This is a genomic window from Nocardioides sp. T2.26MG-1 (assembly GCF_950101795.1).
Classification (GTDB): Bacteria; Actinomycetota; Actinomycetes; order Propionibacteriales; family Nocardioidaceae; genus Nocardioides.
On sequence record NZ_CATNLZ010000037.1, the window covers coordinates 99,266 to 119,552 of the forward strand.

The window sequence follows — 20,287 nt, forward strand, 5'->3', positions numbered from 1 at the left end:
GCGGTGAACGGGATCAGCGACCAGAGCACTCCTCCGGGACCGAACTTCCGCGGCGTGCTTGTCGTGTTGGCGGGCCTACCCGGCACAGGCAAGACCACGATTGGAAGGGCGCTTGCTGGTCGGCTGCGGGCTGCATATCTGCGCGCCGATGCGATCGCTGCTCCGATGCTTCTCGAAGGTCTCACTGAGGACAGCGCCGAAGCCGGGCGTGTGGCGTACGGCATTGCCCGCGAGGTCGCGGCCGAGAACTTAGGCGTGGGCGTTCCTGTGGTGGTCGACGGGGTGCACGCGACGCACGAACGGAGAGCCTTGTGGCGCGGTGTCGCCGAGGCGAACCAGGCCCACCTGGTTCAGTTGGAGATGACGCTGTCCGATCAGGAGGAGCACCGTCTCCGGGTTGAGTACCGTCAAGCCAACGGGTATGTGGGTCCCACTTGGGAGCAGATCCTGGAGATGGAGTACGACGATTGGAGCGACGCGGTCGACGGGCCCCGACTGCTCGTCGACACCTCCGTGGTCGACGTCACCCTTGCACACTGTCTCAGGTACGTGGCGAGTCCCCATCCGAGGTGATGCGCACTCACCGGCAGTTCGCAACACTCACCGTCCTCGGCATGTCCGGACGTCCGGGGCGGATCGCCGCTCCATCGGCTCAGGGCACTCAGACGTGGGAAACGTGCGCCCAAGAAGCGCATTGTTTGTCTAGCTCAGCCGTCGGAGTCGCTGTGGGCAGCTTGGCAGTCGTTGGTGATGCTCAACGTGATGAGTGACGTTGCGGTTCCAGCGTGACCGTCACCGTCGGTGTAGTGGATGGTGAGCGGCCCGCCGGTCCCCTCAGTGCCGCGGACGCCGATCGCGAACAGCAGGTAGCCGCCGGTGTCGGGGTCGGCGAGTTCGAGGGCGGCGCCGTCGGCGGGTTGAGAGCGCTGCCAGGCCCGGCCGGGACTGCCGGTGAGCTTCTCCGGGAGGCCCTCGACCAGGCCCAGGGCTGAGAACCGGTCTTGAGGCTGACGCTGGAACACCTGGATCGAGTCAGCCTTCACGTCCCCGGTGGTTGGCCAGTCGACCTTCTCGATGGTGACCGGCGCCGGTCCGCGGTTCCCGAACGCGTCGAACCCTTCGGTGAACGTGGTCCAACGCTTCGACGGGGCACACAGCTGGTGTTTGTCACCAACCGGGTAGAGCGCGTCGGACGCCTGGGGGTCGGCCCCTTGGGAATCGTCGCAGGCAGCCGTGCTGCAGGCGAGGGCCACGGCGGCCGTGATGGCCGCCGCGACCCGACCAAGTCCCACGGGCTTGTTAGCTCGGGAGCCGGGCCACGAGCGCACCCGGCTTGTGCAAGTCGCCGAAGACGCCACAGAGTCGACCTCTCTTGTGGAACAGCACGTAGTTGGTTGCGGTGGTGCTGAAGCCGGTCCGGGAGGACAGGGACACCGATCCGAGGATGCCCTTCATCGTGCCGGACAGGTTGACGCCGTTGGTCCAGGTGACCGCCGTGCTCTTCTCGGTCGTGTCGTCGCCGCCGGGCAGGTAGGGCGCGCAGTTCTTCGGCTTGGTGGCCGGGACCTTGATGCCGCTGGCGTCATCCTGGCCCTTCGCCCAGTGGGTGCGCCTGACCCAGTGGCCGATGTAGTACCACTTCCCGGTCGCGTAGTCGTACTCCTCGGCCTTGAAGCGTCCGTACTTGAAGAACGAGTAGAAGAACTTCCCAGCCTTCCCGTTCACCTTCGGGAACCCCACGGAGCCGGTTGACGAGCTTGTGTTGGTCTCGCTGTGCTTGTACTCGCCGTTGTCGCCAGCCAGGGTGAACGCGGCCTCCAGCGCGCTCGTTGCACCCTTGCTGTAGACCCATCGCTGCATCGTCCCCGGGTTGGTGCTCCACCACTGGCCCACCAAGACCGGGCGCTTCCCGAAGTCGTTCACCATCGTCCAACGGACACCGCCGCCACCGCGCGCCAGGACCGGGTCGTCAACGAACGCCGATGCGGGCGAGGTCGTGGCCCGTGCCGGCACAAGCCGTGCGTCAGCGGTCGAGCTCCCCGCGGATGCTGCCGGGGTGGGCGAGCTGGTGGTCTCGGAGCCGGTGAAGGTCTCGAACACGTTCTTGCGGGCGGCAGCCGAGGAGCCGGACGCGTCGTCGAGAGGGGAGACGGTCGGGTCGCCGGCCGCCGACTTCCCGAGCGAGACGTGGATGAGGCGCAGCTCGAGCTGGTCGGGTCGGTGGATGAACGCCCGGATGTCCATGACATCGCCTGTCGCAGACGATGCCCAGGTGGTGGACGCCGGGATCTGGAAGCAGCCGTTGTCGTCGGTCGTGGCGGTGCCGAGGCGGGTCGCGCTCGCCGACTGGCCAACCTTCATTCTTGACACGTCCGGGTCGACGTACAGCTCGATCGCCGCCCCGGAGAGCGGATTCGAACCGTTGCCGACGAACCCGGACACGGCGGACGCGTCCCGCGCGCACGCCGCGGCCGCTGCCGTCGCGCTCGATGGCAGCGCAGCCGTCGCGGCCAACGAGAGCGTGAGAAGGGTGGCCGCGCCCGCAGCCGTGTACCGGTGGGCGCGCCGAACTCTGCGGTGAAGAAGCATGGTGAATCCCCCGAGATCTGAAAGCCGGCCGCCGCAGGTGACCGGACCTGTTGATGCGCACGACCTTCCCGCCGAGGGCTCTATCTAAACCTGGTCTTCACCTTGGCGGGATCGACCGGCAGGCCCCGGCGTCTTGACGCAGCAGCACCTTCAAGGCTGCGCGCTCACCCGCGGCGGGGCCCCTCCGCCGCTCCTGGGTACTTGAGAGCGAGGAGTTCGTCCCTGGTGACCGGGTGGCCAAGAACCGGTGAGGTGATAGGGAAGGCGATCGTGGGCTGAATGACCTCAGGCGCTGGTGGAACCGCGACCCCGGTGTACTTCTCAACGAGAGTCATGGCTGCGGCCAGTGGCTCATCGGTGTCAGGACCGCGCTCCCAGAGGTGTCGAAGTGCCGCAGGCAGTTCTCCGGCGGCATCCGGGTCCCAGAGATCAACGGTTGAGACGATCTCGCCTCGGCGAGCGCACGAAAACATCAACAGGCCGTTGACGTTCCAAGAGACCGATGCCGCCTTGCTGGGCTTCGACAGTCGTGAAAGGACTTCGGGTCGCACGCCTTGCCATCCGTTGTCCTCAACCAGCACAACGGTGTCCTTGGGCAGTCCAGCGCTGGGACCTGCCGTCGATACCCAAGCGACCCCGTCGGCGAGCTGTGCCTTGGCGACGGGCGTTGCCTGGTGCGGACCGGCGCCCATGGCGATCAGCGCGCTCTCTGTTCCGATGCCACACGCGACCGTCAAACACCCGGTATCGAGTACGCGGTCGTGTCATCCTCCAGCCACCGGTAAGCGGCAGTGGACGGGTTCGCCATGCGCGGAACCTCCATCACGAGCTGTGCTCGCTCATCGGCAGATCCGTGCGTCCGACGCGGCGGGATGCCCCAGGACGCCCGCCAATCGAAGGTGGTGGGCGAGTAGAGGCCCGACTGCTGCACCCTAGGTGCGATCTGGCGCCGAAGGTGACGCGGGCCGCCGAGGCACAGGTGTCCCACAGGGAGACCCCACGTCCGGCACAGGCCGGACCACGAGAGTCCTGCCCGTGTGGAATCCGCTGCGCGGCCGGCGCCGCTCCTGGCTCGTCGTCCCCCTCGCCCTCGTCGTGGCCGGGGGAGGTGGCGCCTGGCTGATGACCCGGGACTCGTCGGCGGCGACCGAGCCGACGACGTACACGGTCACCGCCACGACCATGAAGGACACGGTGACCGCCTCGGGGACCATCGAGCCCCGGCACAGCGCGGACCTCGACTTCGAGGTCTCGGGGACGGTCACGGACGTGTACGTCGAGGAGGGCGACCGGGTGACCAAGGGGCAGGCGCTGGCCCGGGTCGACGACGACGCCCTGGTCGCCAACCGGACCGCGGCCGCGGCCAGCCTGGCGGCGGCGTACTCCCAGCTCGACGACGACGAGGACGCCGACGCCTCCGACACCCAGCTCGCCGCCGACCAGGCCGCGATCGTGGCCGCCCGGGCGTCACTGGTGGAGGCCAAGCAGGCGGTGGCCGACGCGACCCTGCGGGCCACGATCGCCGGCACCGTGGTCTCCCTCGACCTGGCGGTCGGCGACGTGGTCGGCGGGTCCTCGGGCACCGACCCGACCGCGGACGCCAGCACGAGCACCAGCGCCGTCACACTCGTCTCGACCGGCCACTACGTCGTGGACGCGACCGTCGCCAGCAGCGACGTGGAGCGGCTGAAGAAGGGGCTCCAGGCCGAGATCACGCCGACCGGGGTGACCGAGACCGTCTACGGCACGGTGTCGTCGGTCGGGCTGGTCGCCGAGACGAGCAGCAGCGGGGCCGCGGTCTTCCCGGTGACGATCGAGGTCACCGGCAAGCGCACGGACCTGTACGCCGGCACCTCCGCCGACGCCTCGATCGTGGTCGAGCAGCACGCCGACGTCCTCACGGTGCCCAGCCGCGCGCTGGAGACCGACGAGGACGGCGGCACCTACGTCACGAGGATCGTCGACGGCGACGAGGTGAGGACCCCGGTCGAGGTCGGGACGGCGTACGGCATGTCCACCGAGATCACCTCCGGCCTCGAGGAGGGGAACGTGGTCGAGATCCCGTCGTTCGTCCCGGGTGGCAGCAGCGGCGGCGACGACGGCGGCTCGCTGGAGGAGCGGTTCGGCGAGGGCGGCCTGCCCGACATGAGCCAGCTGCCCGGCGGTCAGCAGGGCGGCCCCATCGTGATCGGCCCCGGCCAGTGAGCACGATCGAGCTCGACGGGGTCCGCAAGACCTACCGCTCGGGCAGCATCGAGTTCGAGGCGCTGTGCGGGATCGACATCCGGATCGGGTCGGGGGAGTACGTTGCCGTGCTCGGACCGTCCGGCTCCGGCAAGTCGACGCTGATGAACGTGCTCGGCTGCCTCGACGTGCCGACCGAGGGCACCTACCTGCTCGCCGGCGAGGACGTGTCGGTGATGTCCGAGGCGCAGCTCGCGGAGGTGCGCAACCGGCGGATCGGGTTCGTCTTCCAGCAGTTCAACCTGCTCGCGATGCTGCCGGCGTGGCGCAACGTCGAGCTGCCGCTCGTGTACGCCGGGCTCGGGCGCGCCGAGCGCCGGGAGCGGGCGCACGCGGCGCTGGCCCGGGTCGGGCTGGCCGACCGGACGGAGAACCGCCCCGGTGAGCTCTCCGGAGGCCAGCAGCAGCGGGTCGCCGTCGCCCGGGCGCTCGTGACCGAGCCGGCGATCATCCTGGCCGACGAGCCCACCGGCAACCTCGACTCCTCGTCGACCGCCGATGTGCTCGACCTGCTCGACGAGCTGCACGGTGCCGGCCGCACGATCGTGCTGATCACCCACGAGCACGACGTCGCCGCCCGCGCCGGGCGGCGCCTGGTGATCAGCGACGGGCGGATCACCTCCGACGAGCGCCGCGAGGTGGTCCGGTGAGCTGGCTGGAGACGTTCCGCGCCGGCGTGGAGGCGGTGCGCGCGCACCGGCTGCGCTCGGCGCTCACGATGCTCGGCATCGTCATCGGGATCTCCTCGGTGATCCTCACCGTCGGGCTCGGCCAGGGCGCCCAGAACCAGGTCAAGGACCAGATCAGCGCGCTCGGCAGCAACCTGCTGATCGTCTCGCCGGGGAGCAGCACCGACTCCTCGGGCCTGCGCGGCGGGTTCGGCTCGGCCTCGACCCTCACGCTCCAGGACGCGGCCGCGATCGGCGACGACAGCGTCGTGCCGGACGCGGCGGCGGTCGCGCCGACCACCTCCGGCTCCGTCTCGCTCACCGCGGGGGAGACCAACTGGACCACCTCGGTGGCCGGGACGACGACCTCCTGGCTCGGCGTGCGCGCCCGCGAGCTGTCATCGGGCCGGTTCTTCACCGACGCGGAGGTCGAGCAGACCGCGAACGTCGTCGTGCTGGGTCCGGACACGGCGAGCGAGCTGTTCTCCTTCGGCAGCCCGGTCGGCCAGACGGTCATCGTCGACGGGACCGAGCTGACCGTGATCGGCGTGCTCGCCTCGACCGGCTCGTCCTCGAGCGGCAGCAGCGAGGACGACGTCGCCGTGATGCCGATCGGCACCGCCAAGCTGGTCACCGGCGCGAGCGGGTCGTCGGTCTCGACGATCTACGTCGAGGCGGCGTCCGCCGAGACCCTGGGTGCGGCGTACCAGGAGGTGCAGGCGCTGCTGCTCAACCTCCACGGAGTGGCCGAGAGCGACGCGGACTTCAGCATCGCCACCCAGGACTCGCTCGTCGAGACCGCGAACTCCACCAACCGGACGCTCACCGTGCTGCTCGGCGGGATCGCCGCGATCTCGCTGCTCGTCGGCGGCATCGGCGTCATGAACATCATGCTGGTCTCGGTCACCGAGCGGGTCCGCGAGATCGGGCTCCGCAAGGCCCTCGGCGCCACCCCTCGGGTGATCCGCCGCCAGTTCCTCGTCGAGGCCTCCGTGCTCGGCCTGGCCGGCGGGGTGCTCGGGGTCGGCCTCGGCGTGCTCGGCGCGCAGGTGCTGCCCGGCCTCATCGACCAGCCCGTCGCGGTCTCGGTCGTCGCCACCCTCGGCGCGATCGGCACCGCTCTCGCCCTCGGCATCGGCTTCGGTGTCTACCCCGCGAGCCGGGCCGCCCGGCTCACCCCGATCGACGCCCTGCGCAGCGAATGACGTCCCGAAAGGTCACCACCATGAACCCCGCCATCCACCGGGTCCGCACCTCCCTCCTCGTGACCGCCTCGGCGGTGCTGCTGGCCGCCTCGCTCACCGCCTGTGGCGGAGACGACGCGACCGCCACCGACGACTCCGGTGCCACGACCGACCAGCAGGGTGCCGCGCCGAGTGCCGACCAGGCCGGGCCCGGGACGCTGCCCGGCGCCTCCGGCGAGGTCGCGGCGATCAGCGGGAGGACCATGCAGGTGCAGAGCGACACCTCCGGCCAGGTCGCGGTCTCCTGGACCGCGAAGACGGCCTTCACCCAGCAGGTGAGGGCCACGCTGGCGGACGTCACGGTCGGCTCGTGCGTGATGGTCGAGTCCGACACGGGAGCCGACACGGGAGCAGAGGACGGCGAGCCGGTCGCGGCCACCGCGGTGCGGATCACCGAGGCCACCGACGACGGGTGCGGCGCCGGGTTCGGCGGCGGCCCCCGGATGGGGTCGGGCGGGCCCTCCGACATGCCGTCGGACATGCCATCCGACATACCGTCGGACATGCCGTCGGACATGCCCAGCGACATGCCGTCGGACATGCAGGCACGGATGGGGGGCACCGCGGGCGAGGTGGTGGCGGTGTCGGCCGACGGGTTCACCGTGTCCTCGACGCTCCCGGGGGAGGACGACGCGACGTCGGTCGAGGTGACGGTGGCCGAGGCCACGACCTACAGCCGGATGGCCGACGCCGACGCCACTGCGCTCGAGGTCGGCCGCTGCGTGAGCGCCACCGGCGACACCGACTCGACCGGAGCGGTCACCGCCGACCGGGTCAGCGTCACCGACCCCGTCGACGGCGAGTGCGGGATCCGGGTCCTCTCGGTGCGTCCGGGGGAGGACCAGTGACGTCGCCGCGTGGGCGACGCCTCCGTCGCGGCCTCGCGGTCGTCGCGGTGGTCGGGCTCGTGGGCGGGGGGTACGCCGCGTACGCGGCCGGAGACGCGGACGCGGCGTACCGCACGGCGGTCGCGGAGGTCGCGGACGTCGAGCAGACCCTGGCCCTCGCGGGCACGCTGACCCCGTCGGGGACCGCCGACCTCCAGGTCGGCGCCGACGGCACGATCGCCGCGGTGCCGGTGGAGGTCGGCGAGCGGGTCCGGGCCGGGGACGTGCTGGCCCGCCTGGACCGACACAGCCTGCGCACCGCGGTCGACCGGGCCCGCGCCGACCTCGCCGCCGCCCGGGCGCAGCTGGAGGCGGACGAGGAGGCCCAGGCCGACACGGTGAGCGCCGCCTCCTCCAGCGACTCCTCCAGCGACTCCGCCAGCACCTCCTCGGGATCGTCGGGCTCCTCGGGCCAGCAGTCCTCGCCGAGCGCGGACCCGACGACCGAGCCGTCCGCCGACCCGAGCCAGGACCCGACCGATGACCCCGGGGCACCGGACCCCTTGGCCGAGCTCGCCACCCAGCAGCAGGCGGTGGTGACGGCGCAGTCGGCCGCCTCTGCCGCGATCGCGGACGCGAAGGTCGCACTCACCGCCCAGACCGACGCCTGCGCGAACGCCTACGAGAGCGACCCCGGCACCGACCCCAGCGACGACCCCAGCGCCGACCCCAGCGACGACCCCAGCGACGCACCCGACCCGGACCCGGCCGACGAGGCCTGCGCGACCGCGCTCGCGACGGTGCAGGCCACCCAGGACACGGTCGCGACCGCCCAGGACGCGCTCCAGGCCGCCCTGGGGCAGCTGACGGACACGCTCACGGCCGCGATCGAGTCCCTCGGCTCCAGCAGCGGTGCGGACCCGACCGAGCAGCCCGCCCAGGACACCCCCACCCAGGACACCCCCACCCAGGACACCCCGAGCCAGGGCACGCCCGCTCAGGACACCCCGATCCAGGACACCCCGACCGACCAGAGCGCGACGGTGACCGTCACCGCCGCGACGCTCGCCCGCGACCAGGCGACGATCGACCAGGCGCGGGCCGACCTGGTCACCGCCCGGCAGTCACTGGCGGCGGCCACGGTCCGGGCCCCGCACGCGGGGCGGGTGGCGGCGCTCGACGTCGCGGCCGGGGACACGGTCGCGGCCGGCGACGTGGTGGCGACGGTCGTCGCCCCCGGGACCACGACCGTCGAGGTGGCGGTCACCGACACCCAGGTGCGGCAGCTCGAGGTGGGCCAGCGCGCGGAGGTCACCGCGGCGGGCGCATCCCGCTCCTACCCGGCGAGCGTCACCGCGATCGGCGCCCTGCCCGACACGTCGTCGGGGAGCACGACGTACCCGGTGACGATCACGCTGGACAGGCGGGGCGTGGTGCTCCCGACGGGCGCGACCGCGACGGCCGACGTGGTGGTCGGCGCCGCGGACGACGTCGTGACGGTGCCCGCCTCCGCGGTGCGCGACGGTGTGGTCACGGTGCTGCGCGACGGCACGGCGACGGCGACGCCGGTGACGACGGGGCTCGTCGGGGCGACCCGGATCGAGGTCAGCGAGGGCCTGTCGGCCGGTGACGAGGTCGTGGTCGCCGACCTGGGGGCCGCGGTCCCGACGGGCGACACCGGCGATACGGGCCTGGGCGGGTTCGGCTCCGACCTCGGCGGCGGTCCGCAGTTCGGCACCGGTCCGGCCGGCCCGGGCGGTGGGCCGGTGACATTCCAGCGGTGACCGGTCATCCGGCGCCGGGATGCCCCACGGCGTACTAGATTGGCCAGGTCGGGGGGACCGACGGGACCTGGTGGGGGGCTGAGCACGTGACGACCACCGACCTCGACCTGCCGCGCGTCGCCGAGATCGGCAAGTACCACGTCCTGACCGAGCCGCCCCGGGCCGACCTGCTCGCGCTCGTCGAGATCGCCGCCCAGGTGGCGCGGGTGCCGATGGCGACGATCAACCTGATCACCGACACCGCCCAGCACCAGATCGCGACGCACGGGTTCGAGGCCTCGATCTGCGCGCGCGAGGACTCGATGTGCAACCTGGTGCTGCACGAGGGTGCGCCGGTGGTGGTGCCGGACGCCAGCCGGGACGACCGGTTCCGCGACAACCCGTTCGTGACGGGCGTGCTCGGTGACGTGCGGTTCTACGCGACCCACCAGCTGGTGACGCCCGAGGACGTGGTGATCGGGTCCCTCTGCGTGTTCGACACCGTCCCGCGCGAGCTGAGCGACGAGCAGGAGCGCGCACTGGCCGGCCTCGCCGACCGCGTCGTCGACCTGCTCGAGCTCGAGCTGCGGACCCGTGAGCTGAAGCGCTCCAACGAGCAGCTGGCCGCCTTCGCCGGCCAGGTGGCCCACGACCTGCGCAACCCACTCGCCGCGGTGTCGCTGTCGCTGCGGCTGATCGGTGAGGAGCTCGACAAGCGTCCGAGCGAGGACGGCGCGATGGCGTACCTGCTGCAGCGGGCGCTCGGCGGCGCCGAGCGGATGCAGGGCCTGATCGACGGCCTGCTGGCCTACGCCCGCGTCGGGGCCGAGCTGCAGCGGGTGCCGGTCGATCTCGCGGCCGTGCTCGCGGACGTCCACGCCGACCTGGCCACCGCGCTCGTGGGGACCACGCTCGTCGTGGGAGAGCTGCCCACGGTGGTGGGCGACCCCGTGCAGCTCCGGGCCGTGCTGCAGAACCTGGTGGCCAACGCGCTGAAGTTCACCCGGCCGGGAGAGCCGGCGCACGTCGAGGTCGACTCCGTGCTGATCCGGGACCGGTGGCGGGTCGAGGTGTGCGACCGCGGCCCGGGGATCGCGGAGGACCAGCGGGACCGGGTGTTCGCGCCGCTGGCGCGCATCGACGAGAGCGTGGAGGGTTCCGGGATCGGGCTGTCGACCTGCCGGCGCATCGTCGAGGCGCACGGCGGCCGCATCGGGCTCACGGACGCGGCGTACGGCGGCACCTGCGCGTGGTTCGAGCTGCCGGCGTAGCGCGCCCGGTCAGTCCTTGTGGGTCTTGCCGGGCAGCGCCAGCATCCGCTCCAGCGCCACCAGCGCCCACTTCTCGGTGTCCGGGTCGACCTCGATCCGGTTGACGACCGTGCCGGCGACGAGCGACTCGAGCGCCCACACCAGGTGAGGGAGGTCGATGCGGTTCATCGTGGAGCAGTAGCAGACGGTCTTGTCGAGGAACGAGATGTTCTTGTCCGGGTGGGCGGTGGCGAGCCGCTTGACGAGGTTGAGCTCCGTGCCGATCGCCCAGCTCGACCCGGCCGGGGCGGCCTCGATCGTCTGGATGATGAACTCCGTGGACCCGACCAGGTCGGCCTTGAGGACGACCTCGTGGCGGCACTCGGGGTGCACCAGGATCTGCACGTCGGGGATCGTCGCGCGCAGCTCGTCGACGACCTCGGGGGAGAAGCGGCCGTGCACGGAGCAGTGGCCCTTCCAGAGGATCATCGTCGCGTCGCGCAGCTGCTCGGCGGTCAGGCCGCCGCCGGGCAGGTGCGGGTCCCAGACCACGCAGTCGTCGACGGTGAGGCCCATCTTCTGCACCGCGGTGTTGCGGCCCAGGTGCTCGTCGGGCAGGAAGAGCACCTTCGCGCCGCCCGGGGCGTCGGCCTTCTGTGCGAACGCCCACTCGAGCGCGACCTCGGCGTTGCTCGACGTGCACACGACGCCGCCGTTGCGGCCGCAGAACGCCTTGATGTCGGCCGAGGAGTTCATGTAGGTGACCGGCACGACGGAGTCGGCGATCCCGGCCTCGGTCATCGCCTCCCACGCCATCTCGACCTGGGTGAGCCGGGCCATGTCGGCCATCGAGCAGCCCGCGGCCAGGTCGGGCAGGATCACCTGCTGGCCGGGGCCGGTCAGGATGTCGGCCGACTCGGCCATGAAGTGCACGCCGCAGAACACGATGTACTCGGCGTCGGGCCGGCCGGCGGCGTCCCGGGCCAGTTTGAAGGAGTCACCGGTGACGTCGGCGAACTGGATGACCTCGTCGCGCTGGTAGTGGTGGCCGAGGATGAAGACCTTGTCGCCCAGCGCGTCCTTGGCCGCGCGGGCCCGCGCCACGAGGCTCGGGTCGGACGCCGGAGGCAGGTCGCCCGGGCACTCCACGCCACGCTCGCTGGTGAGATCGGTGCCGCGGCCGAGGGGGAGCAGCGGGAGGTCGACGGTCGTCATGGGCTCGATCCTATTCTCGCGAGGGTGCCGGCCCGTCAGAGCAGGGCACCACTGTGAACGTACGGCGCGGGCGGCTTCATCCCGCGGAGGCCGAGATATCCCTCCTGCTGGAGCTCGAGCCGGCTCGCGAACCCGACGTCGAGCGCCCACCGGTTCGCGGGCGTGAGGTGGCCCAGCGTGGTCCGCTCCGGGCCCTCCGCCAGGGCGGCCCACAGCAGCCGGGTCGCCGTACGCCGGTTGGAGGCGGCCAGCAGCGCGGGCATCCCGCGCTCGTTGAGGTAGGCGTAGCCCGACCCGGTCGTCGTGTCCGACACCAGCAGCCGCCAGGTCCGCAGCATCAGCTCGTGGTCGGGGCCGTGGCCGGCGCCCCGGGTCGCCCGATCGAGCGAGTCCATCAGGTCGATGTCGGACGCGCTGCCGTCACGGACCTTCTCGACCACCGGGATCGCGGAGCGGTCGACCGTGCCCGACATGGACATCTGCGGGTGCAGCTCGAAGCCGGCCTGGTGGTAGACGCGGGCGGCCTTCGGGTCCGCGGACGCCGAGAGCATGCCGCGGGTGCAGGCCCGGCCGTGCTGCAGCGCCGCCGCCAGCAGCGGCTTGCCGATGCCCTGGCCCTGCCGGCCCGGCAGCACGGCGTACGTCGCGAGGCACCACAGCGTCTCGCGCCGGAACGACGTGGCCATCCCGATGACGCCCGTGCCGTCCTCGGCGACCCAGCAGCCGCCCGGGTCGGTCCGCACGAGGTGCCGCGTCCGCTCGAGCCAGACCGCCCGGTGCGGGTCGGTCCGGCGCTCCGCGGCAGGCTCGTGGGTGCGCCGCATCCGGGAGTCGAGCTCGAAGAAGCCCTCGTCGCTGACCCGCTCGGCCGCGGGCACGTCGTCGGGGGTCATCGGGCGGATCACCAGATCGTTCGCAGGGCCGGGCACACCCTGACCTTAGGGACCGGCGAGGATGGCGGCATGCGCATATTGGTCGCCCCCGACAAGTTCGCCGGCACGCTGACCGCGGTCGAGGCGGCGGACGCGATCGCGACCGGCTGGCAGCGCCGCGCCCCCGGCGACGAGCTCGACCTCGCGCCGATGGCCGACGGCGGGCCGGGCTTCGTGGACGTGCTGCACGCCGCGCTCGGCGGCGAGCTGCTCGCGGTCACGGTGCGCGGCCCGCACGGCGAGCCGACACCGGCGACCCTGCTGCTCGCGGGCGGCGCGGCGTACGTCGAGGCCGCCCAGGCGTGTGGCCTGCACCTGACCGGGCGCGAGGGCGCGGAGTCGGCGACGACGTACGGCGTGGGGGAGCTGCTGCTCGCCGCGGCCCGCGCCGGGGCGCAACGGGTGGTGGTGGGGCTCGGCGGGAGCGGCACCAACGACGGCGGCGCCGGCCTGCTGGCGGCCCTCGGCGCGACCGCCGACCGGCCGCTGGACGCCGGCGTCGCCGGGCTTGCCGGGGTCTCCCGCGTCGAGCTGCCGGACTACCCGCTGCCGCTGGTGGCGGCCACGGACGTCGACAACCCGCTGACCGGGCTGTTCGGCGCGGCCAAGGTGTTCGGGCCGCAGAAGGGCATCCCCGAGGACCGGCTGCCGGTCGTCGACGGGTGGCTCGAGGAGCTGGCGGTGGCCACCGACCGCCGGGTGGCCCTGTCGAAGGGGGCGGGCGCGGCGGGCGGCCTCGGGTTCGCGCTGCTGCTGCTCGGCGGCACCCGCGAGCCGGGCATCGGGCTGGTGGCGGACGCCGTACGCCTGCCGGAGCGGGCCCGGGCGGCCGACCTCGTGATCACCGGCGAGGGCGCCTTCGACTTCTCCAGCCGCTCCGGCAAGGTGCCCTACGGCGTGGCCGAGATCGCGGCCGAGGCGGTGCGACCGTGCGTGGCGCTGGCCGGGCAGGTGCTCGTGGGGGCCCGGGAGATGCGGGCGCTGGGCATCGAGTCGGCGTACTCGCTCGTCGAGCTGGTGGGGGAGGACCGGGCCTTCGCGGACCCGGCGGGGGCGCTGGCCGACCTCGCGGAGCGGGTCGCGCGGACCTGGTCACGATGATGGTCCGGAATAACCGGCCGTGTGCGACCATTGACCCAGTAGCTGAACCAGTAACGCCCCTTCCACCGACCTTGGGAGAACCCCACATGACCGAGCAGGTCGAGACCACCACCGAGCGCCGTACGGACCAGATCAACCTGAGCCCCGTGGCCGCCACCAAGGTGAAGAGCCTCCTCGAGCAGGAGGGCCGCGACGACCTCGCGCTGCGCATCTCCGTGCAGCCCGGCGGCTGCTCGGGACTGCGCTACCAGCTGTTCTTCGACGAGCGCAGTCTCGACGGCGACGTCGTGACCGACTTCGACGGCGTGTCCGTCGTCGTCGACCGGATGAGCGTCCCCTACCTCAACGGCGCGATGATCGACTTCGTCGACTCGATCGAGAAGCAGGGCTTCACGATCGACAACCCCAACGCCACCGGCTCCTGCGCCTGCGGCGACTCGTTCCACTGAGCTGACTCAGCAGAAAGCCCCGCCAGCAGTGCTGGCGGGGCTTCTGCGCGTTCGTGGGACGGCTCAGGCGTCGCCGTCGAGCTGCAGGTTGAGGGCCCCGGCGATCCGGGCGGCGGCGGCGGAGATCTCGATCTCGCCGCGCTTGGGCACCTCGCGGGGGAAGTCCGCGTAGTGGATCGACGGCGCGGGGCGGAGCGCCGCGCGGACGGCCTCGCAGTCGCGGCTCATCTCGGCGGGGGTGGCGGGGTCGTCGTACGCCAGCCGGCCGGGAGTCGGTTCAGTGCTCATACCAGCGACGGTAGGGGCTACTGATTGGTACCCCTAGCGGTACCAATCAGTAGTGTTCTCGGCATGTCGCTGCTGATCGCGGGCTCCATCGCCACCGACCACCTGATGAGCTACCAGGGCAAGTTCGCCGACTCGCTGGTCGTCGAGCAGCTGGACAAGCTCTCGGTCTCCTTCCTGGTCGAGGACCTGGAGATCCGCCGCGGCGGGGTGGCGGCCAACATGTGCTTCGGCCTCGGCCAGCTCGGCGTGCGGCCGGTCTTGGTCGGCGCGGCCGGGGAGGACTTCGCCGACTACCGGTCCTGGCTGGAGCGGCACGGCGTCGACTGCGGGCACGTGCGGATCTCCGAGACCCGGCACACCGCCCGCTTCGTGTGCACCACGGACCCGACGGGCGCCCAGATCGCGTCGTTCTACCCCGGCGCGATGAGCGAGGCCCGGCTGATCGAGCTGGCGCCGATCGCGGGCCGCGTGGGCGAGCCCGAGTACGTCCTGATCGGCGCCGACGACCCCGACGGCATGCTCCGGCACACCGACGAGTGCCGCCAGCGCGGCTACCCGTTCATCGCGGACCCCAGCCAGCAGCTCGCGTTCAGCGGCGGCGACCTCATCCGCAACCTCATCGACGGCGCGGCGATCCTGTTCTCGAACGAGTACGAGTCGGCGATGATCGAGCAGAAGACCGGCTGGTCGGCCGACGAGATCCTGTCCCGGGTCGGGATCCAGGTCACCACCCTCGGCAAGGACGGCGTGCGCGTCCTGCGCTCCGGCGAGCCCCCCATCGAGCTCCCGGCCGCGCGCGACGTCGTGGCGGTGGAGCCGACCGGGGTCGGTGACGCCTTCCGGGCCGGGTTCCTCGCCGCGATGGCCTGGCACGTCGGCCTCGAGCGGGCCGCCCAGGTCGGGTGCGTGCTGGCGGCGTACGTCGTGGAGACGGTCGGCACGCAGGAGTACACCTTCACCCCCGGGCAGTTCCTCGCCCGGATCGAGCACTCCTACGGCTCGGCGGCCGCCGAGGACGTCGCGCCGTACCTCAAGGCGCTCAGCTGACCGGGAGTCAGGGGCTGACGCGCCGGACGACGTAGCGGGGCGTCCCGTCCGCGGCCGCCTCCTCGCCGACGTACTCCTGGCCGCGCATCCGGCACCAGGCCGGGACGTCCGTGCGGGCCGCGACGTCCTCGGTGGCCACGGCCACCAGGCCGCCCACGGGCACCTCGCCGATCCGCTTGCCGAGCTCGATGACCGGCAGCGGGCAGAGCATCCCCCGGCAGTCCAGCTCGAGGTCGGCCGGCCCGGTCACAGGCCCGCCTCCGCCCGGATGTCCCGGACGACGCCCGGGAGCACCGCGAGGAGGCCGTCGACGTCCTCCTCGGTCGTGTCGCGGGTCAGCGAGATCCGCAGGTTGCCGTGGGTGAGCACGCCCATCGCCTGCAGCACGCGGCTGGGGGTCAGGGTCGAGGCCGTGCACGCCGAACCGCTGGCGACGCCGTACCCCCGGCGGTCGAGCTCGGTGACCAGCGCCTCGCCGTCGACGTACAGGCAGGAGAACGTCACCAGGTGGGGGAGCCGGTCGACCGGGTCGCCGACGACCTCGACGTCGGGGATCGCGGTGGCGGCCGCGCGGATCCGGTCGACGAGCGCGAACTGGCGGGCGCCGACCTCGTCGCGCTCGCTCACGACCGCCCGCAGTGCCGCGGCGGCGGCCAAGGCGGCGGGGACGTTCTCGAAGCCGCTGGCGCGCTCGTCGACCCGGTCGTCCCCGGGGAACGGGTTGAGCCACCGGGTGCCCTTGCGCACCACGAGCACCCCGACGCCCGCCGGGCCGCCCCACTTGTGTGCGGAGCCGGCAAGCACGTCCCACCCGGTGGGGAGGGGGAGTCGGCCCATCGAGGCGCAGGCGTCGACGAAGACGGGGACGCCGGCGGGCAGCCGGAGCTCGCCGACCGGCTGGAGGGTGCCGACCTCGTGGTTGGCGCTCTGGAGCGCGACCACGTCGGCGCCGGGGAAGCCCTCCGGGTCGACCCGGCCGAGCCGGTCGACCGGGGCCTCGATCGGCTCGGTGCCGGCCCACCGGGCCGCGTGCACGACAGCGGAGTGCTCGACGGCGGCGTACCCGATCCGGGCGGCCGGCCCACGGCGCAGCCCGAGCAGCCCGCGATGCACCGCCTCGGTGCCGGAGGAGGTGAACGTGACCTCGTCGGGGCGGACCCCGAGGCACTCGGCGACGACCGCGCGGGCGTTGTCGAGCAGCAGCCGGGCGTCCCGCGCCGGGCCGTGCAGGCGCCGGGGGTCGGCGTACCCCCGATCCAGGGCGGCCAGCAGGGTCTCGCGGGCCGTCGGGTGCAGCGGCTCGGACGACGCCGAGTCGAGGTAGACCGGGCCTCGTGGCCCGCCCGGGGGAGCTGCGCTCGTCACGTGCCCGAACCTATCCGCACCCGGGCGAGGTCCCGAGGCGGGTACCGGCGGGTACAAGGTCCCGGGACATCTGTCCGCACAAGGGCCCCCCAGGGGGCATTAGGTCCTGGGATTCCGATAAGGTTCCGCACATCCGTGTTCGTTGAGAGAGAGGCTCAGGCGTTGAGTCTGCAACTCCCCAAGCGCACGGCCGGCAGCCGCGGGCCCGCCCGCCGGGTGATCGGCCTGGCCGCGATGGGTGCCGGCGTGCTGGTGCTGGGTGGCTGCTCGTCCGAGACCGAGGGCGAGTGGAAGCGATTGGCGATGCCGGACCCGGCGTCCACGCAAGGTGAGCACATCCTCAGCCTGTGGCAGGGCGCGTGGATCGCCGCGCTCCTGACGGGTGCCGTGGTCTGGGGCCTGATCTTCTATGCGATCTGGCGCTTCCGCCGCCGCAGCGAGGACGAGATCCCGGTCCAGACGCGCTACAACCTGCCGCTCGAGATCTTCTACACGATCGCCCCGATCATCATGGTGATCGTCTTCTTCGCCAAGACCGTCGACACCCAGAACGCCGTCCTCGACGACGACCTGCCGGTCGACAACACGATCGAGGTCGTCGGCCAGAAGTGGGCCTGGACGTTCAACTACGGGCTCGGCGAGCAGGACGCGGCGGCCAACGAGGACGCCGCGGACGACGAGTTCCCCTACTCGTCGTACGCCTACGAGGCGGGCACGGCGTCCTACATCCCGACGCTGGTGCTCCCCGTCGGCAAGACCACGCGCTTCAACCTGCACTCGCCCGACGTGATCCACGACCTCAGCGTGCCGGCGTTCCTGATCAAGATGGACGTGGTCCCGGGCCGGGTGAACCACTACGAGGTGACCCCGACCCGGATCGGCACCTTCGACGGCCGGTGCTTCGAGCTCTGCGGCGCCTACCACTCGCGGATGCTCTTCCACGTCAAGGTCGTCAGCGAGGCCGACTACGAGGCGTACCTCCAGCAGCTCGAGGACGCCGGCGCCACGTCGCAGACCCCGCTGCTGGGCGGCGAGTTCGCCTCCACGCAGATCGGACTGGACGACGAATCCGAGGGAGAGGGCCAGTGACCGCCACCGCCGCACACCCCAGCACCGTCGCAGCACGTCCCCCGCTGGGCGAGCAGCTCGCCCGGGTCTTCACGACCACCGACCACAAGCTGATCGGCAAGCTCTATCTCGGCACGTCGTTCGCGTGGTTCATGATCGGCGGCCTGATGGCCATGCTGATCCGCTCCGAGCTGGCCTACCCGGGCATGCAGGTCGTCAACGACGAGGTCTACAACCAGCTGTTCACGATGCACGGCACGATCATGCTGCTGCTGTTCGCGACCCCGCTGTTCTTCGGCTTCGCGAACGTCATCATGCCGCTGCAGATCGGCTCGCCCGACGTCGCGTTCCCGCGGCTGAACATGTTCAGCTACTGGCTGTTCCTCTTCGGCGGCCTGATCGCCGCCTCCGGCTTCCTGACCCCCGGCGGCGCCGCGTCGTTCGGCTGGTTCGCCTACACGCCGCTCTCCGACGCGATCAACTCGCCCGGCGTCGGCGGCGACCTGTGGATCATGGGCCTGTGGATGGCCGGCCTCGGCACGATCCTGGGAGCGGTCAACTTCATCACCACGATCATCTGCATGCGTGCGCCCGGCATGACGATGTTCCGGATGCCGATCTTCGTGTGGAACACGCTGGTCACCAGCCTGCTGATCCTGATCGCGTTCCCGGTGCTCGCGGGCGCCCTGCTCTCCCTCGAGGCCGACCGCCTGCTCGGTGCGCACGTGTTCGACACCGCCCACGGCGGCGCGATCCTGTGGCAGCACCTGTTCTGGTTCTTCGGCCACCCCGAGGTCTACATCATCGCGCTGCCGTTCTTCGGCATCGTCACCGAGATCCTCCCGGTGTTCAGCCGCAAGCCGATCTTCGGCTACATCGGCCTGGTCGGCGCCACGCTCGGCATCGCGATCCTCTCGGTCGCCGTGTGGGCCCACCACATGTTCGTCACCGGCGCCGTGGACCTGCCGTTCTTCTCCGGCATGACGTTCCTGATCGCCGTACCGACCGGAGTGAAGTTCTTCAACTGGATCGGCACGATGTGGGGCGGGTCGATCTCGTTCGACACGCCCATGCTCTGGTCGATCGGGTTCCTGACGACCTTCCTGTTCGGCGGCCTGACCGGCGTGATCCTGGCGAGCCCGCCGCTGGACTTCCACGTGTCCGACTCCTACTTCGTGGTCGCGCACTTCCACTACGTGGTGTTCGGCACCGTGGTGTTCGCGATGTTCGCGGGCTTCTACTACTGGTGGCCGAAGATGACCGGCCGGATGCTCGACGAGCGGCTCGGCAAGGTGCACTTCTGGCTGCTCTTCGTCGGGTTCCACACCACCTTCCTGGTGCAGCACTGGCTCGGGGTCGAGGGCATGCCGCGGCGCTACGCCGACTACCTGCCGGGCGACGGGTTCCAGACGCTCAACCAGGTGTCGACGATCGGTGCGTTCCTGCTCGGCGCCTCGACGCTGCCGTTCCTGTACAACGTCTACATCTCCCGCCGTTCGCCGCTGGTCAACACCGACGACCCGTGGGGCTGGGGCCGCTCGCTCGAGTGGGCGACCAGCTGCCCGCCGCCGCGCCACAACTTCGTCACGATCCCGCGGATCCGTTCGGAGTCGCCCGCGTTCGACCTGCACCACCCCGAGGTCGCGGCCATCGAGCTGGAGGACAACGAGATGGCGCGGGTCGGTGGGCCCGCCGACGCGCCCGACATGGAGGGTCGCGAGGAGATGCTGCGCGACCGCAACAACGACCCGGAGGGCAACGCCTGATGAAGTCCGAGGCCTGGATCTTCGCGATCGCCGCGATCTTCTTCGCGCTGGTCAGCCCGGCGTACTGGTTCATCACCTCCGACTGGACCGGCACCTCGGTGCTGACGATGACCTTCCTGCTCGCCGGCATGGTCACGCTCTACCTGGCGTTCCACGCCAAGACGATGGACCCGCGTCCCGAGGACCGCAAGGACGGCGAGATCGCCGACGGTGCCGGCGAGCTCGGGTTCTTCCCGCCGTACTCCTGGTGGCCGCTCTGGTGCGCGATGACGCTCAGCGTCGTCGTCTACGCCACCGCTCTCGGCGCCTGGTGGCTGCTGATCATCGGCATCGCGCTCGGCGCGATCGCGCTCAGCGGGTGGATCTTCGAGTACTACCGGGGCGAGCACGCTCACTGAGCACGAGCCCGGTCCACGCCCGCGGCGTCGAATCGGCGCTGTGGGTGCGGCCGGTTAGGCTGGTCGCAGGACC

General features: G+C 71.6%; 22 protein-coding genes. 14 read left to right on the plus strand and 8 right to left on the minus strand.

Annotation, left to right across the window (positions count from 1 at the left end):
- Window positions 1-3: 3 nt before the first annotated feature.
- Entirely contained in the window at window positions 4-573 is a 570-nt protein-coding gene (locus QQZ14_RS24460) for an AAA family ATPase (RefSeq protein WP_284537049.1), read from the plus strand.
- A gap of 134 nt (window positions 574-707) precedes the next feature.
- Here the strand turns inward: QQZ14_RS24460 and QQZ14_RS24465 are convergent, their stop codons facing one another.
- Both QQZ14_RS24465 and QQZ14_RS24470 read right to left on the minus strand, forming a co-directional pair.
- Window positions 708-1,328 (minus strand): hypothetical protein, encoded by a 621-nt coding sequence (locus QQZ14_RS24465; protein WP_284537050.1) that lies wholly within the window; start codon window positions 1,326-1,328, stop codon window positions 708-710.
- Complete coding sequence (locus QQZ14_RS24470) at window positions 1,300-2,244, minus strand: hypothetical protein (RefSeq protein WP_284537051.1); 945 nt, start codon at window positions 2,242-2,244, stop codon at window positions 1,300-1,302. The genes QQZ14_RS24465 and QQZ14_RS24470 overlap by 29 nt, the downstream gene beginning before the upstream one ends.
- Between QQZ14_RS24470 and QQZ14_RS24475 the strand changes: the two genes are divergently transcribed.
- On the plus strand, window positions 2,225-2,581 hold the full coding sequence (locus tag QQZ14_RS24475; RefSeq protein WP_284537052.1) for a hypothetical protein: 357 nt from the start codon (window positions 2,225-2,227) through the stop codon (window positions 2,579-2,581). The genes QQZ14_RS24470 and QQZ14_RS24475 overlap by 20 nt on opposite strands.
- A 172-nt stretch (window positions 2,582-2,753) precedes the next feature.
- On the opposite strand, the gene QQZ14_RS24480 is transcribed toward QQZ14_RS24475, so the two are convergent.
- A complete protein-coding gene (locus QQZ14_RS24480; protein WP_284537053.1) occupies window positions 2,754-3,326 on the minus strand; it encodes a DUF6461 domain-containing protein in 573 nt (190 codons plus the stop codon).
- Between the two features lie 298 nt (window positions 3,327-3,624).
- Here QQZ14_RS24480 and QQZ14_RS24485 point away from each other — a divergent pair, with 298 nt between their 5' ends.
- The 6 genes from QQZ14_RS24485 to QQZ14_RS24510 all read left to right on the plus strand — a co-directional run bounded on the left by QQZ14_RS24485 (window position 3,625) and on the right by QQZ14_RS24510 (window position 10,606).
- Complete coding sequence (locus QQZ14_RS24485) at window positions 3,625-4,794, plus strand: efflux RND transporter periplasmic adaptor subunit (RefSeq protein WP_284537054.1); 1,170 nt, start codon at window positions 3,625-3,627, stop codon at window positions 4,792-4,794.
- On the plus strand, window positions 4,791-5,483 hold the full coding sequence (locus tag QQZ14_RS24490; protein ID WP_284537055.1) for an ABC transporter ATP-binding protein: 693 nt from the start codon (window positions 4,791-4,793) through the stop codon (window positions 5,481-5,483). The genes QQZ14_RS24485 and QQZ14_RS24490 overlap by 4 nt, the downstream gene beginning before the upstream one ends.
- Window positions 5,480-6,706 (plus strand): ABC transporter permease, encoded by a 1,227-nt coding sequence (locus QQZ14_RS24495; RefSeq protein WP_284537056.1) that lies wholly within the window; start codon window positions 5,480-5,482, stop codon window positions 6,704-6,706. The genes QQZ14_RS24490 and QQZ14_RS24495 overlap by 4 nt, the downstream gene beginning before the upstream one ends.
- Window positions 6,707-6,726: 20 nt before the next feature.
- Complete coding sequence (locus QQZ14_RS24500) at window positions 6,727-7,593, plus strand: DUF5666 domain-containing protein (protein WP_284537057.1); 867 nt, start codon at window positions 6,727-6,729, stop codon at window positions 7,591-7,593.
- Entirely contained in the window at window positions 7,590-9,356 is a 1,767-nt protein-coding gene (locus QQZ14_RS24505) for an efflux RND transporter periplasmic adaptor subunit (protein ID WP_284537058.1), read from the plus strand. Before QQZ14_RS24500 ends, QQZ14_RS24505 begins: the two co-directional genes overlap by 4 nt.
- 86 nt (window positions 9,357-9,442) lie before the next feature.
- Window positions 9,443-10,606 (plus strand): sensor histidine kinase, encoded by a 1,164-nt coding sequence (locus QQZ14_RS24510; protein WP_284537059.1) that lies wholly within the window; start codon window positions 9,443-9,445, stop codon window positions 10,604-10,606.
- Between the two features lie 9 nt (window positions 10,607-10,615).
- Here the strand turns inward: QQZ14_RS24510 and nadA are convergent, their stop codons facing one another.
- Both nadA and QQZ14_RS24520 read right to left on the minus strand, forming a co-directional pair.
- Complete coding sequence (nadA, locus tag QQZ14_RS24515) at window positions 10,616-11,800, minus strand: quinolinate synthase NadA (RefSeq protein ID WP_284537060.1); 1,185 nt, start codon at window positions 11,798-11,800, stop codon at window positions 10,616-10,618.
- Between the two features lie 35 nt (window positions 11,801-11,835).
- Window positions 11,836-12,729 carry a GNAT family N-acetyltransferase gene (locus QQZ14_RS24520; protein ID WP_284537061.1) on the minus strand — a complete coding sequence of 298 codons (894 nt, stop codon included), beginning with the start codon at window positions 12,727-12,729 and terminating at the stop codon, window positions 11,836-11,838.
- A gap of 33 nt (window positions 12,730-12,762) precedes the next feature.
- Here QQZ14_RS24520 and QQZ14_RS24525 point away from each other — a divergent pair, with 33 nt between their 5' ends.
- Complete coding sequence (locus QQZ14_RS24525; RefSeq protein WP_284537062.1) at window positions 12,763-13,833, plus strand: glycerate kinase family protein; 1,071 nt, start codon at window positions 12,763-12,765, stop codon at window positions 13,831-13,833.
- A gap of 86 nt (window positions 13,834-13,919) precedes the next feature.
- Window positions 13,920-14,282 carry an iron-sulfur cluster insertion protein ErpA gene (erpA, locus tag QQZ14_RS24530; RefSeq protein WP_284537063.1) on the plus strand — a complete coding sequence of 121 codons (363 nt, stop codon included), beginning with the start codon at window positions 13,920-13,922 and terminating at the stop codon, window positions 14,280-14,282.
- Between the two features lie 63 nt (window positions 14,283-14,345).
- Here erpA and QQZ14_RS24535 read toward each other — a convergent pair whose 3' ends face one another.
- Complete coding sequence (locus QQZ14_RS24535; RefSeq protein WP_284537064.1) at window positions 14,346-14,570, minus strand: hypothetical protein; 225 nt, start codon at window positions 14,568-14,570, stop codon at window positions 14,346-14,348.
- A 63-nt stretch (window positions 14,571-14,633) separates the two neighbouring features.
- Between QQZ14_RS24535 and QQZ14_RS24540 the strand changes: the two genes are divergently transcribed.
- A complete protein-coding gene (locus QQZ14_RS24540; RefSeq protein ID WP_284537065.1) occupies window positions 14,634-15,617 on the plus strand; it encodes a carbohydrate kinase family protein in 984 nt (327 codons plus the stop codon).
- 7 nt (window positions 15,618-15,624) lie between these two features.
- Here QQZ14_RS24540 and QQZ14_RS24545 read toward each other — a convergent pair whose 3' ends face one another.
- Window positions 15,625-15,867 carry a sulfurtransferase TusA family protein gene (locus QQZ14_RS24545; protein WP_284537066.1) on the minus strand — a complete coding sequence of 81 codons (243 nt, stop codon included), beginning with the start codon at window positions 15,865-15,867 and terminating at the stop codon, window positions 15,625-15,627.
- Window positions 15,864-16,982: a cysteine desulfurase family protein gene (locus tag QQZ14_RS24550; RefSeq protein WP_284537067.1), complete on the minus strand. Its 1,119-nt coding sequence runs from the start codon at window positions 16,980-16,982 to the stop codon at window positions 15,864-15,866. Before QQZ14_RS24550 ends, QQZ14_RS24545 begins: the two co-directional genes overlap by 4 nt.
- Window positions 16,983-17,144: 162 nt before the next feature.
- Between QQZ14_RS24550 and ctaC the strand changes: the two genes are divergently transcribed.
- From ctaC to QQZ14_RS24565, 3 genes are read left to right on the plus strand one after another with little or no spacing between them, the layout of a single operon-like run.
- Window positions 17,145-18,071 (plus strand): aa3-type cytochrome oxidase subunit II, encoded by a 927-nt coding sequence (gene ctaC, locus QQZ14_RS24555; RefSeq protein ID WP_284537068.1) that lies wholly within the window; start codon window positions 17,145-17,147, stop codon window positions 18,069-18,071.
- Window positions 18,068-19,816, plus strand: coding sequence for an aa3-type cytochrome oxidase subunit I (gene ctaD, locus QQZ14_RS24560; protein WP_284537069.1), 1,749 nt, complete (start codon window positions 18,068-18,070; stop codon window positions 19,814-19,816). The genes ctaC and ctaD overlap by 4 nt, the downstream gene beginning before the upstream one ends.
- Complete coding sequence (locus QQZ14_RS24565; RefSeq protein ID WP_284537070.1) at window positions 19,816-20,214, plus strand: cytochrome c oxidase subunit 4; 399 nt, start codon at window positions 19,816-19,818, stop codon at window positions 20,212-20,214. Before ctaD ends, QQZ14_RS24565 begins: the two co-directional genes overlap by 1 nt.
- Window positions 20,215-20,287: the final 73 nt, after the last annotated feature.

Bases quoted from the DNA above. Each gene is read 5' to 3' on its own strand.
- QQZ14_RS24475 (WP_284537052.1), top strand. From the start codon at position 2,225: ATGAACGCCCGGATGTCCATGACATCGCCTGTCGCAGACGATGCCCAG.
- QQZ14_RS24470 (WP_284537051.1), bottom strand. From the start codon at position 2,244: ATGGACATCCGGGCGTTCATCCACCGACCCGACCAGCTCGAGCTGCGC.
- QQZ14_RS24500 (WP_284537057.1), top strand. From the start codon at position 6,727: ATGAACCCCGCCATCCACCGGGTCCGCACCTCCCTCCTCGTGACCGCC.
- nadA (WP_284537060.1), bottom strand. From the start codon at position 11,800: ATGACGACCGTCGACCTCCCGCTGCTCCCCCTCGGCCGCGGCACCGAT.
- QQZ14_RS24525 (WP_284537062.1), top strand. From the start codon at position 12,763: ATGCGCATATTGGTCGCCCCCGACAAGTTCGCCGGCACGCTGACCGCG.
- erpA (WP_284537063.1), top strand. From the start codon at position 13,920: ATGACCGAGCAGGTCGAGACCACCACCGAGCGCCGTACGGACCAGATC.
- QQZ14_RS24535 (WP_284537064.1), bottom strand. From the start codon at position 14,570: ATGAGCACTGAACCGACTCCCGGCCGGCTGGCGTACGACGACCCCGCC.
- QQZ14_RS24540 (WP_284537065.1), top strand. From the start codon at position 14,634: ATGTCGCTGCTGATCGCGGGCTCCATCGCCACCGACCACCTGATGAGC.
- QQZ14_RS24565 (WP_284537070.1), top strand. From the start codon at position 19,816: ATGAAGTCCGAGGCCTGGATCTTCGCGATCGCCGCGATCTTCTTCGCG.